This is a genomic window from Anabaena sp. TISTR 8404 (genome assembly GCF_056847745.1).
Window position 1 is genome coordinate 1248726 of the sequence record NZ_CP180578.1, and the last position, 13200, is coordinate 1261925.

Consider the following 13200-nt stretch of genomic DNA (forward strand, 5'->3'; position numbering starts at 1 on the left):
ATTAAGTTTTTTAATAATAATATTGACGTAGCTTTTAAATATTAAGCTGATTCTTAAAAATGAAGCAACCTCATCATTAAAATTATTAATTCTTTTATCGATCGCATCCCTACTAGAGTAGATTTATTATTTCTATCGTGATATGGATACACAATTTCAATATTAAGGTTTAACATAATATTAAGTGTGAATTTAGCAGAATGTAAATTTACATTCTGCTGAAAGCAAGGTTAGAAGACAAGCTAAGGCAGAGAAAGAAAAGGAAAGTTGTACTATCAAGTTTCTTTTTCTTTCTCCCTTTTGTATTTCGATAAAAATTTTATTTGATTGATCAACTACTTGTTGATACAGGGAACCAAAAACATATTTGTTGGCAACTTATTAAGGATTGCTATATATTCATTGCATAATCACTTGATGAAGTTATTGACTGCCGTCAGCCAAGGGTCAACAGTCAAAAATATTAAATATGCAAATCAAATTATGTACTAAACTTTTTTGTCTTCTCTCGTAAGGAGGAGGACGAATTTATATCTGGTGTGGGATGATGCGATCGCTTAACCATAAAAAGCAACTTAATTATTCAGGTGATATTCAAGCAAAGCTAAGTATCTTGAGCCAAAATCGGTTCTTAGATTGCTTGCATCAGTTTTTTTCAGTGCATTGATATAAATCCCACAAGCCGAAGACTTGCCATAAATCCATTTTTTGGTGCTGTTCTACCCCTTTCTCAGTTGCGAATTGAAGATAATGTGCAATCTAATTCAATCGCTACATCAATAATTTTTAATACTGTACGTTGTTTTAATGCTCTTAAATTCATAATTTGGCTGGGAATTAAAACTAATGAGCGCTAAGCTTTAGCGTTAGAAATTGATAATCAACAATTAATGTGGCAAGTAAATCCAATTTTTCCGGAAGAGACTTTAGCATCCTCGCCAAAAAATTCGCTAACCCTCTTCACTAGATTGCTTATGGATAAATTAATCATGTCACAAAACAGCAATTACAAAGATTTCTCCTCAGAAACTCAGACTCAGGCGATCGCCTACAAAGAACGGCTAAATTCTTGGATTGTTGCGCGTTTATTTCCAGATATGCAACGAGTAACAGTTGCGAGATTTCGCAGTCGATCAGATGCAGATGGTCATGTGCAAAGTTTACGTCAACTAATACCTGACGCTAATTTTGTCGTAGTGTTTGATTGTCCACGTCAGAAAGCGGTGATTTAATTTTTAGGAGAAATTTCAGATACCTGACTTCTTCAAAAAGTCGGGTATCTTGTCACTCACGAATGCTTTTATCCAGCCAATCCATAACCACCACCGCCAGGTGTTTCAATCACAAACACATCACCAATATTCATTTCCACCACAGCTTTACTACCTAAATCCTCAATAGTTTCATCGCACCTTTTAACATAATTTCTTCCTACTTTACCTGCTTCACCACCACATAAACCAAAAGGTGCAACTACACGATGATTTGACAAAATAGCTGCTGTCATCGGTTCCAGAAAACGTAAGCGACGGATGACACCATTTCCGCCATGATGATGTCCTTTACCACCGCTATCAGAACGAATAGTAAAATTTTCTAAAACAATCGGAAAACGCCATTCTAATACTTCTGGATCTGTGAGACGCGAATTAGTCATGTGTGTGTGAACTGCATCTGTACCATCAAAATCTGCACCTGCACCAGAACCACCACAGATGGTTTCATAATATTGATAGCGTTCATTGCCAAAAGTAAAATTATTCATTGTTCCTTGAGAAGCAGCTAAAACACCCAACGCGCCATATAAAGCATCGGTAATTGCTTGAGAAGTTTCCACATTTCCCGCAACCACCGCCGCAGGGTAACAAGGATTTAACATACAACCTTCAGGGATATGAATTTCTAAAGGTTTAAGACATCCGGCATTTAAAGGGATATCATCATTAACTAATGTGCGAAAAACATATAAAACTGCCGCCTTACAAACTGCTGCCGGAGCATTAAAATTATTAGTTAACTGTTGGCTGGAAGTGCCAGTAAAATCTATTTTGGCGCTGCATTTTTCTTGGTTGATGGTAATTGTAACTTGAATAATACTACCATCATCTAAAGCATAACTAAAACTGCCATCTTTGAGAACTTCTATAACACGCCGTACAGATTCTTCCGCATTATCTTGCACAAAACCCATATAAGCTTGTACAGTTTCTAAACTGTAGTGTTCTACCATTTTTAAGAGTTCTTGCACACCGCGTTCATTGGCGGCAATTTGTGCTTTTAAATCTGCTAAGTTTTGCGTAATATTCCTGGCTGGGTAAGGTTCACTAGCTAGTAACTGGACTAATTCTGTTTCGCGGAATTTGCCTGCTTCAACTAACTGGAAGTTATCGATTAATATACCTTCTTCTACTACATTTGTACTGTTAGGCGGCATAGAACCAGGGGTGATACCGCCGATATCTGCATGGTGTCCCCGTGAGGCGACGTAAAAGAGTGGGGAGTTGGGAGTTGGGAGTTGAGAGTTGGGGAAGACTGGGGTGATAACGGTAATGTCTGGTAGGTGAGTACCACCGTTATAAGGGTTATTGGAGACAAAGACATCACCAGGTTTGATGGTGTCGCCATAGTTTGTAATTAAAGCTTGCACACTTTCACTCATGGAACCCAAATGCACGGGAATATGAGGCGCATTCGCTACTAATTGTCCAGCACCGTCAAAAATTGCACAGGAGAAATCAAGGCGTTCTTTGATATTTACAGATGAACTGGTATTTTGTAAGGTTATACCCATTTGTTCCGCGATCGCCCGAAACAAATTATTGAAAATCTCCAGCATGACGGGATCTTTTTGAGTACTGAGTGCTGAGTGCTGAGTGCTGAGTGTTTTTTGTTTTGTTTGTCGCGTTAAGACTAAGTGATTGTGTGCAGTTAATTCAGCTTGCCAATGGGGTTCAATGACATTTGTACCTGTCGCCTCGACAATAATGGCTGGCCCCGCTATACAATCTCTTGGTTGTAAATCCTGCCGTTGATACACTGGTGTAGTCTGCCATGCACCAGCAGTGTACATCTGCACAGTTGCTACTGCTACAGGTTCTTGATTATCTCTGCGTGAAATTACAGCTTCTTCTGGCGCATCGTGCTTTGCTACCACTTCCACCGCCACCGCTTCTACAATTAGCCGCTTTTCTGGGGCAATAAACCCGTAACGCTGACGATGCAACTCTTCAAACTGACGCTGCATCATTGCCACATCAGCAAAATCTACAATCAAAGGCGCATCCGTCCCTTCATACCTTAAATGCACCTTGCGAAAAACGTCTACCTTTGATTCCTTTGCGTCTGTGCGGTTTGTTTCCCCTTGCGCGTCTGCTGCCAATTTCAGCAAAACTGATTCCAATTCAGTCAGCAAATCCTCACTCAAAACTGCTTCCACCGCTTTCTCGCGGATTACCCGCACATCTGCCAAACCCATGCCGTAAGCAGATAATACTCCCGCGTATGGATGGATAAACACCTGCTTCATCCCTAAAGCATCGGCAATTAAACAAGCGTGTTGTCCACCAGCACCGCCAAAACAACATAGAGTATATTCTGACACATCATAACCACGCTGGAGAGAGATTTTTTTGATGGCGTTGGCCATTTTATCAACTGCGATCGCCAAAAAACCCGTAGCGACTTCTTCTGGTGTCCTCCCATCGCCAATTTCTGCCGCCAATTGCTGAAATTTCTGCCGCACAACCTCTGCATCTAATGGCAAATTCGCATTTGCCCCGAATACCTTGGGGAAAAACTCTGGTTGCAACTTGCCTACCATCACATTGCAATCAGTCACCGTCAACGGCCCACCCTTGGAATAAGCCGCCGGACCAGGATTTGCCCCAGCAGATTCTGGCCCCACCCGATACCGAGAACCATCAAACTGCACAATGGAACCACCACCAGCCGCAACGGTATGAATTGCCATCATTGGTGTCCGCAGACGTACCCCTGCAACTTCGGTTTCAAAGGTGCGTTCATACTCGCCATTGTAATGAGCCACATCGGTAGATGTGCCGCCCATATCAAAGCTGATAATCTTGTCAAATCCAGCCATGCGGCTTGTTTGCACTGCACCAACTATCCCACCCGCAGGGCCGGATAAAATACTGTCCTTGCCTTGGAAGTTCTGTGCATCCGCCAGTCCGCCATTGGATTGCATGAACATCAATTTTAGGGAGTGGGGAGTGGGGAGTGGGGAGTGTTGATTTTCTCTACTCCCTACTCCCGATTCCCGATTCCCTAATATCAGTTGACTGGCAACTTGATCAACATATCGCCGCAAAATTGGCGATAAATAGGCATCAACAACTGTCGTGTCACCCCGACTGACTAATTTCATTAACGGGCTGACTTCGTGAGAGACGGAAATTTGAGTAAATCCAATACTTTTAGCTAAAGTGGCAACTTGCTGTTCATGGGCGGTGTAGCGGTAGCCGTGCATGAAAACAATGGCACAACTACGAATCCCATCATCGTAAGCTGCTTGTAATTGTGGGCGAACAGCATCAATATTTAAAGGTATTAATTCCTCGCCTTGAGCGCTGTAACGTTCCTCTACTTCAACTACCTTTTCGTAGAGCATTTCTGGCAGAATTATCTGACGGGCGAAAATGTCGGGACGGTTTTGATAACCGATACGTAGGGCATCCCGAAATCCTTGAGTAATTACTAAAACTGTGCGATCGCCTTTTCTCTCTAATAAGGCATTTGTCGCTACAGTTGTTCCCATTTTCACCGCCGCGATGCGATCGGCTGGCATTGGTGCATCAGCAGAAATACCTAAAATTTCTCTAATTCCTTGCACTGCTGCATCGGTGTAGCGTTCAGGATTTTCTGAAAGTAGCTTGTGAATTACTAACTGTCCGTCAGGACGTTTCGCCACAATATCAGTAAACGTTCCGCCTCTATCAATCCAAAACTCCCAACTTACAGAAAATGCGGATGCCTCAGTCATTATGAATTCCTTAATGTCTACTTTACTACTTCTCAGGTATGACTTTTAAGTTATCAGATACTTGCTTGATTTGTTACCTAGATATTCCTTGAGGTAAATTGCGTGAAACTTGAGAAATTTAACTGCTTTCAAATGACATTTCAGTTAAAAGGTTCAGTTATCTCATCAATTTATCCACGTGTTTTGTTGTGTGCTTTGTTTGGGGTGATTATTTCTATCCTTTATTATTTTAATGTACCTGTATCTCATCCCACGTTAGACAGTGTTATTCCTATCTTGTTTTAGGTTTATTATTAGTTTTTCGGACAAATACTTTGATTTGTCAGAATTTTTATTTTTATTCTAATTTGAATGCTCAATTAGTTTGTATTCTATTTCTATGCGTAAATTCATATAAAATTGGGCTTTTGATAATCTAGAAATAGCAATTTTATATAGAAATGAATTCGTAGGTTGGGTGTAGCGATAGCGAAACCCAACAAAGTCTGGATGATTTTGGGTTGCGTTCCTCCACCCAACCTACATTTGTAGCTGTCGTATAAGTTAATGAGTATGCTACCGAATATGCGATCGCATCCAGATAACGTCACAAATTAATTTAAGCGTCTAATTCCCTGTTCTAAACCTTGGCAGACACCTGTAAGAAAATCTAAATCTAAAGTAGCGATCGCATCACTAGGTTTGTGATAATGAGGATTCCGTAAAAATGCCGTATCTGTCACCATAATTGCTGGATAGCCTAAATCCCAAAATGGTGCATGATCACTGAGTCTAGTTTGGCGCACAATTAAACCTCGGTTGGGTACTGGTAGCCACTGACTAGATACACCTACTTTCCGAATACTCCGACTAAGGCTGATTAAATCACGAATTGTCCGCAAATTCCCAATCAAAGCAATAAAATCACCTTGATTAGGATAAAATTTCTCCAACGGACGGGGATAATCCTGGGAACCGGGGGTAGTGTTGCAATAACCCAGCATTTCTAGAGATATCATTAAGCGGAGCGGTTGCTGTTGTTGATGCAATAAAGCTGCATATTCAGCACTTCCTAGTAAGCCATATTCTTCCATATCAAAAGCTACTAGCCGCAAGGGATACTTAGCAGGTTCCGCCGCAAATTTTCGCGATAATTCTAATAACACCGCTACACCTGTAGCATTATCATCTGCCCCTGGTGTTCCTGGTACAGCATCATAGTGCGCCCCAATCAATATTGGGGGTAAATCTTGATTCTTGCCAACTGCTTGGGCAGATAAATTTAAAATCAGGTTGTTGCAGGTTTTACCTCTAACTGCAAAGGTGTGGATTTCCACACTTCCCCATTGAGCAAATTGTTGCCGAATGTATTCTTGGACAAAAAAATGCCCAGCTGTTGCCAAGAAAGGATCGCGTTCGCGGGCGATTTCTTGCAGATGAGTTCGTAATTGCTCTTGTAAATTCAACTGAAGTATGAAGTATGAAGTATGAAATTAACCCACCAATAATTAGTAATTATGCCAAAAGTCAATTACAGAAGTGTGGATTACCCAACTTAAACACTAATACAGTAGAGTTATTCGACTATTGAAATTTAAGGCTACTGAGACATACGCAGCATTGTGAATGCTATCCTAGTCTTGCAACTAGCTCCTTAACCTTAAATTTATTCACCTTTTGCCTTAATTGATTATTATACCATTGAGGTGTTTTTCACTAATAGCTTCATACTATTGGTAGTCCTGGCTAAACATAATATATATAGATATAAGACACACTAGGAGAAACGTAACGCATGGGCAAGGTAGTCGGCATCGACTTGGGTACAACCAACTCAGTAGTCGCCGTGATGGAGGGTGGCAAGCCGGTGGTGATTGCCAATGCAGAAGGAATGCGCACAACACCCTCCGTAGTTGGTTTCAGCAAAGATGGCGAGAGAGTGGTTGGGCAAATGGCACGGCGGCAAACAGTCCTCAACCCGCAAAATACTTTTTTTGCAGTCAAACGCTTCATTGGGCGGAAGTATGGTGAACTAACTCCAGACTCTAAGCGTGTACCTTACACTATCCGCAAAGATGAAATTGGCAATATTAAAATTGCTTGTCCCCGCCTGAGTAAAGATTTTGCACCCGAAGAAATTTCGGCAATGGTACTCAAGAAATTAGCCGATGATGCCAGCCGTTATTTAGGAGAACCAGTTACAGGCGCAGTTATTACAGTTCCCGCTTATTTTAACGATTCTCAAAGACAGGCAACCCGCGATGCAGGCAGAATTGCTGGCTTAGAAGTGCTGCGAATTCTCAACGAACCCACCGCCGCCTCCTTAGCTTATGGGTTAGATCGTGGTGACACCGAAACCATCTTAGTCTTTGACTTGGGCGGTGGTACTTTTGACGTGTCGATTTTAGATGTTGGGGATGGTGTATTTGAAGTTAAATCTACCAGTGGCGATACTCAACTGGGTGGAAATGACTTTGATAAAAAAATAGTTGATTGGTTAGCAGAGCAATTTTTAGAGACGGAAGGTGTAGACTTAAGACGCGATCGCCAAGCTCTACAACGTTTAATGGAAGCAGCAGAAAAAGCTAAAATCGAATTGTCTGCTGTCAGCGTTACCGATATTAACTTACCCTTTATCACCGCCACAGAAGACGGGCCAAAACATATCGAAACTCGCCTCACACGTTCTCAATTTGAAGCTTTATGTACTGACTTGCTGGGACGTGTCCGCACACCAGTCAAACGGGCATTAAAAGATGCAGGACTCAGGCCAGAAGATATCGAAGAAGTCGTCTTAGTTGGCGGTTCCACACGAATGCCGATGGTGAAGCAACTAGTCCGCGACTTAATTGGCATTGAACCCAACGAAAATGTCAACCCTGATGAAGTCGTCGCCGTTGGTGCAGCCATTCAAGCAGGTATCCTTGCTGGGGAACTGAAGGATTTACTGTTATTGGATGTCACACCTTTATCTTTAGGGCTAGAAACTATTGGCGGCGTGATGAAAAAACTCATTCCCCGCAATACAACTATCCCAGTCCGCCGTTCTGACATCTTCTCCACCTCGGAAAATAACCAAAACACCGTAGAAATTCACGTAGTCCAAGGTGAGAGGGAAATGGCCGGAGATAACAAATCTCTGGGACGGTTCAAGCTGTACGGCATTCCCCCAGCGCCACGTGGGATTCCGCAAGTACAAGTATCATTTGATATTGATGCCAACGGTATTTTACAGGTAACAGCTTTAGATAGAACCACAGGCAGAGAACAAAGTATCACCATTCAAGGCGCTTCCACCTTGACTGAATCGGAAATCAATCGCATGATTCAGGATGCGCAAAAATACGCTGATGTTGACCGCGAACGCAAAGAACGCGTTGAAAAACGCACCCGTTCTGAGGCATTAATTTTACAAGCCGAACGCCAACTGCGAGAAGTAGCCCTGGAATTTGGTATGCAATTTGCCCGTAGTCGCCGTCAACGCATTGATAATATTTGCCGTGAACTGAAAGATAGTTTACAAGCCAACGACGATCGCGGCATTGATCAAGCTTACGCCGACTTGCAAGATGCACTTTATGAACTAAACCGAGAAGTCCGTCAGTATTACGCTGAAGATGAAGACGACGACTTGTTCGGCACTATTAAAGAAATCTTCACGGGAGGCAGTGATAAAGAACGAGACCGAGAACCAGATTACTATCGAGATACCTACCGAGAACGCGATTCCTATAACAGCAGAGACTACGGTAGAGACAATGGCAGAGATTACGGCAGAGACAGCCGTTCTTCATCCTACGACAGTCGTCCTTCTCGCCGCACATCTCGTCCTAGCTACCAAGATAATTGGGATGATGAGGATGATTGGTTGTAGTACTCCCCGACCTTTACTTAGGTGAGAAAGTTGATTCAAAATACGGATTTAGTAATTGGTAATCAGAAATAAGTAATTGGTAAATTGTATTACTGGTTACTTAATAATTATTACCAACCTCTAAAATCTAAAATCTCAATTTAAATAACTGACTATGCAAAATTTGCAGAATTTCCGCGATTACTACGAAATTTTGGGAGTACCTAAAGATGCCACTAATGAAGAAATTAAAAAGAATTATCGGCGATTAGCTAGACAATATCACCCTGACTTGAATCCAGGGAATAAGGCAGCCGAAGAAAAATTTAAAGATGTTAACGAAGCTTACGAAATTCTTTCCGACACTGCCAAAAGAGCGCAATATGACCAATTTAGCCGTTATTGGAAGCAAAAAGGCTTTGCTGGTAAACAAACACCCAAACCAAAAGGCTGGGGAGAACGTCCAAGCGATCGCAGCAACGGCAATCAACCTGTAGATCCTAGTCAATTTGCTAATTTTGAAGACTTTATCAATCAAGTAGTCGGTATTGGTAGTCGCCAAAGCAATAGAAACGGTAGTACCACTAAAACCGATCCTTTTCGTTCGCCGAACAGCAGAGTTGAATATGCAGTTCCAAAAAATCCCCCAAAACCTGCGCGGAGAGATATTGAAGCGAGATTAACCTTACCATTAGAAAAAGCTTATCAAGGTGGTAACGAACGCATTCGTTTAGAAGATGGGCGATCGCTAGAAGTGACAATGCCTCCTGCTATGGTTACAGGTCAAAGTATCCGCCTGAAAAACCAAGGTATCGGCGGCGGCGACTTGTACCTAAAAATTACCGTCGAGCCGCATCCTTTATTTAAACTAGAAGGCGCAAATATAGCCTGTCAAGTACCAGTAACTCCCAGCGAAGCAGTTCTCGGCGGATCTGTAGAAGCACCTACCCTCGACGGCCCCGTGAAAATGACCATCCCCCCCGGAGTCAGGTCTGGTCAAAGATTCCGCTTGGCAAATAAAGGCTACCCCACTGACAACGGCAAACGTGGCGATCAACTGGTGGAGATTCAGATAGTTACACCAAAAAATATTAGCCCTGAAGAAAAAGAACTTTACGAAAAAATTCGGCAAATTGAAACCTTTAAACCCCGCGCTGATTTACTAGGTTAGAGTTTTCTACTCACCAACCTATAAAAGTTGCTGTAGTTCCTCAATAGTGTTGACAGTTTTAATAGCTTGTTGAATAGCTTTTAATTGCTGTACATCACTTATTTGGGAGATATTTGGCATTAACTCTAAACTTGGATTGCCGAATTTCATCTCCAATAAGAGTTCGATACTGGAATATAATTCCTCTCCTCGTCCGCGTGCTTCGCCTTCACGCAAGATTTCTTGATACCAAGGTGACTCACGTATTACAACCATATCCCACCTCATAATTTCCGGAACTAATGCACGTCTTATTCTTACTTCCAGAATGACCTTATAACAATTGCCGTATATCCGAGATAAAGAATTGTGCGATCGCATAATTTAGAGGCTATCATCTTCATAAATAAATTCGCAGGCATAATCGCCCGCAATAGCCTGAAAATCTAATGATTTTTCCCTCTGTGGAATAGGCAGGCAGGTTTACAATATTAGAAAAAACTCGATCGCAAACCTCAAACAGCCGTGAATCAAAACGGGGCAATGCCACAAAGTAGTGAAACTTCCTACTACTCCCTACTAGGACTGCATCCCTCAGCATCGGTGATAGACATTCGCCGTGCCTATCGGGAACTAAGCAAGCGCTATCATCCTGACACTACAGAATTACCTGCTGCCCTTGCTACTGCTAAATTTCAGCAAATTAATGAAGCTTATGCCACTTTGAGCCATCCAGAACGGCGACTCAGCTATGATTTGAAAATTGGTTATTCCCGCTTTGGTGTAATTCAAGCACCTGCGGATTTGCATCGTCCGGTGCGCTATTCTTATGATTACTCTAAATCAGCTTATCTAGATGCCAGCGATCGCCCGCTTTCTTCTGGCGAAATCTTCGCTTTATTTATTCTGGGACTGACTTTTGTCGGATGTTTATTACTCGCGATCGCGATCGGATTCGCTCGTGGTGAGGCAGCTTTTCAAACTCAATTACCCCAACCACCCCCGAAAGTCGAAAAGCAAATTTCTAACCTATCGCAATTAAAGCTTCCTGGGGAGTTAAAAAACTTTAACTTGTCAAGTTTCAATTAAACAGTTTCTTTCTTCAAAATACCTAATTACTATGTCTCTTTTGCCAGCAGATACACCTTTATATAATCATCCTCTACCACAAATTGAGCAATGGTTAAAAGACCAAGGTTGTCAACAAGATGAAACACAACGTCATTGTTGGCGCGTGCAAAGACCCGATTGGCAAGCTGAACTTTGGTTAGATATTGAGCAAATAGTAGTCAGATATATTGAGGCTGGAGATAATCAACAAGACATCCAACGCTCCTTCAAGTATTCTCTCAGCCGGGAAGATATCGAACAAGCCGTGTTTTTTGGCCCTTAAAAAGTCTGAAGTATGAAGGATGAAGTATGAAAAAATCTGAAGGATGAATTATGAAAGCTGTAGACCCGAAGGGGCTTGCCGCAGGCTAAGTTAAAAACACAAGAATGAAATTTACATTTCAGACTTCAGACTTCACACTTCAGACTTCACACTTCATACTTTCCCAAATCTTCGCTCTCGTTGCTGGTACGCACACAAAGCCCGGTGAAATTCCGCCCGGTCAAAATCTGGCCAAAGAGTATCAGTAATGTAAATTTCTCCGTAGGCCATTTGCCAGAGTAGGAAATTGGAAAGGCGCATTTCACCACTAGTGCGGATTAATAAATCGGGGTCATCAATTCCCGCAGTATACAGATGGCTTTCAAATACTGCTTCATCAATTTCATCTGGTTTGAGGATACCTTGCTCGACTTTTTGAGCGATCGCGCGACAAGCTTGTAAAATTTCCTGCCGTCCGCCATAATTAGTTGCCACAGAAAACTTAATACTGCGATTATTTTTAGTCGCTTCCATTGAACGGGTAATTTCTTCTTGAAGCGATCGCGGCAAAGCTTGCAAATTTCCCACAAACTGAATTTGCACGTTTTCCTCAACCATTTCCCGCAGTTCTTGGCGCAAAACTACTTGGAATAAAGTCATCAAAAAATCTACTTCTTCCTGCGGTCTTTTCCAATTTTCTGTGGAAAAAGCATAAGCTGTGAGTGCCTCAATTCCCCAGTCTTTGCAACAACGCAGCAAATCCTTTAAGGCATCTACACCACGCTTATGACCCATAATTCGTGGTAAACCTTGACGTTTAGCCCATCGACCATTGCCATCCATAATCACCGCAACGTGTTTGGGCAGTAGTTCCCGTTTCAAGTCGGGAGGCAAATATTGCAGTTCAGTTTGTTGTACAGTCATTTTTTATCTCGAGAAGCGGTCGATGGTAATCCAAGTAAACGTGAAACCAGTACCAGTGCTTTACTACCAATCTGACGCACCCAGCTTAACAGACCAGGAGCCACTGCTTCCCGATCCACAGTTGGAGATAAGCGAGTTTCTAAGGACTCTTTGAGTTTTCTAATTGTCAGTGGTCTATTTAGGGTTCCCCGTTCCGCTAAGGAAATAGAACCCGTTTCTTCTGATACAACTACACAAATACAATTTTCGACTCGCTCAGTAATTCCCATCGCAGCCCGATGGCGAGTACCCAACTGGCGCGAGGCTGTGCGTCCCGAAAGTGGTAAAATTATACCTGATGATACAATTCGTGAGCCACGAATCAAAGTCGCCCCATCATGTAACAAAGTTTTCGGCTGAAAAATCGTTTGTATAAGTTCCTTAGAGACCTCAGCATTCAGCTTAACTCCAGGCACAGAAAAATCTCGCTCGTCAATTGGGCCAGTGGTTTCCAAAATTAGCAAAGCTCCTATTCGGTTTTTTGAAAGTTCTTTAACCGCATCCACAATTTCATCAATCACACTATCAGATTTGGGGATCGACAAATTGGATGTTTGAAACAATTGGCGTAATTCTCCACGTCCTAATTGTTCCAAAAATCGCCGAAACTCTGATTGTAGGGCTACTGCCATCGCCACAGCACAACCAATCACTAATTTTTCTAGGACAAAATTCAGCAGTGGTAAACCCAATCTACCGCTGAGTGCCGATGCCAGCATTAAAATAATAAATCCCCGCACCATCCATAGTGTCCGGCGCTCGCTAATAATAACTAGTATCATGTACGTCAGCGCCAGCACTAATACAATATCCAGAGTCCCAAGTAGCAAGGACTGCGACCATCCTAGGTTTGTCAGCCAATGCTTTGACCAATCTCTCATGAC

At 42.3% G+C, this 13200-nt stretch carries 9 protein-coding genes and 2 pseudogenes; 6 read left to right on the forward strand and 5 right to left on the reverse strand.

What is annotated here, in order from left to right:
- The first annotated feature begins 989 nt into the window (after positions 1 to 989).
- Entirely contained in the window at positions 990 to 1232 is a 243-nt protein-coding gene (locus tag ACMX3D_RS05320) for a hypothetical protein (RefSeq protein WP_482750411.1), read from the forward strand.
- A 68-nt stretch (positions 1233 to 1300) separates the two neighbouring features.
- On the opposite strand, the gene ACMX3D_RS05325 is transcribed toward ACMX3D_RS05320, so the two are convergent.
- The gene (locus tag ACMX3D_RS05325; RefSeq protein WP_482750412.1) at positions 1301 to 4999 is read right to left on the reverse strand and encodes a hydantoinase B/oxoprolinase family protein; all 3699 of its coding nucleotides are present in this window, start codon (positions 4997 to 4999) and stop codon (positions 1301 to 1303) included.
- A gap of 102 nt (positions 5000 to 5101) precedes the next feature.
- Here ACMX3D_RS05325 and ACMX3D_RS05330 point away from each other — a divergent pair.
- Positions 5102 to 5313 (forward strand): annotated as a pseudogene (locus tag ACMX3D_RS05330) (hypothetical protein); the annotation flags it as partial.
- Between the two features lie 279 nt (positions 5314 to 5592).
- On the opposite strand, the gene ACMX3D_RS05335 reads toward ACMX3D_RS05330, so the two are convergent.
- On the reverse strand, positions 5593 to 6444 hold the full coding sequence (locus ACMX3D_RS05335; protein ID WP_482750413.1) for a M28 family peptidase: 852 nt from the start codon (positions 6442 to 6444) through the stop codon (positions 5593 to 5595).
- A gap of 329 nt (positions 6445 to 6773) precedes the next feature.
- Here ACMX3D_RS05335 and dnaK point away from each other — a divergent pair, with 329 nt between their 5' ends.
- Positions 6774 to 8852, forward strand: a complete 2079-nt coding sequence (gene dnaK / locus ACMX3D_RS05340; protein ID WP_482750414.1) for a molecular chaperone DnaK — start codon at positions 6774 to 6776, stop codon at positions 8850 to 8852.
- A 154-nt stretch (positions 8853 to 9006) separates the two neighbouring features.
- Positions 9007 to 10002: a DnaJ C-terminal domain-containing protein gene (locus tag ACMX3D_RS05345; protein ID WP_482750415.1), complete on the forward strand. Its 996-nt coding sequence runs from the start codon at positions 9007 to 9009 to the stop codon at positions 10000 to 10002.
- A gap of 18 nt (positions 10003 to 10020) precedes the next feature.
- On the opposite strand, the pseudogene ACMX3D_RS05350 reads toward ACMX3D_RS05345, so the two are convergent.
- Positions 10021 to 10287, reverse strand: a pseudogene (locus ACMX3D_RS05350) (transposase); the annotation flags it as partial.
- A 237-nt stretch (positions 10288 to 10524) separates the two neighbouring features.
- Between ACMX3D_RS05350 and ACMX3D_RS05355 the strand changes: the two are divergent.
- Together ACMX3D_RS05355 and ACMX3D_RS05360 are read left to right on the forward strand one after the other, a co-directional pair.
- On the forward strand, positions 10525 to 11070 hold the full coding sequence (locus ACMX3D_RS05355) for a J domain-containing protein (protein WP_482750416.1): 546 nt from the start codon (positions 10525 to 10527) through the stop codon (positions 11068 to 11070).
- Positions 11071 to 11101: 31 nt separating this feature from the next.
- A complete protein-coding gene (locus ACMX3D_RS05360; protein ID WP_482750417.1) occupies positions 11102 to 11374 on the forward strand; it encodes a DUF3143 domain-containing protein in 273 nt (90 codons plus the stop codon).
- A gap of 153 nt (positions 11375 to 11527) precedes the next feature.
- Here ACMX3D_RS05360 and uppS read toward each other — a convergent pair whose 3' ends face one another.
- Both uppS and cdaA read right to left on the reverse strand, forming a co-directional pair.
- Positions 11528 to 12277, reverse strand: a complete 750-nt coding sequence (gene uppS / locus ACMX3D_RS05365) for a polyprenyl diphosphate synthase (RefSeq protein WP_482750418.1) — start codon at positions 12275 to 12277, stop codon at positions 11528 to 11530.
- A complete protein-coding gene (gene cdaA, locus ACMX3D_RS05370; protein ID WP_482750419.1) occupies positions 12274 to 13197 on the reverse strand; it encodes a diadenylate cyclase CdaA in 924 nt (307 codons plus the stop codon). Before cdaA ends, uppS begins: the two co-directional genes overlap by 4 nt.
- Between the last annotated feature and the right edge of the window lie 3 nt (positions 13198 to 13200).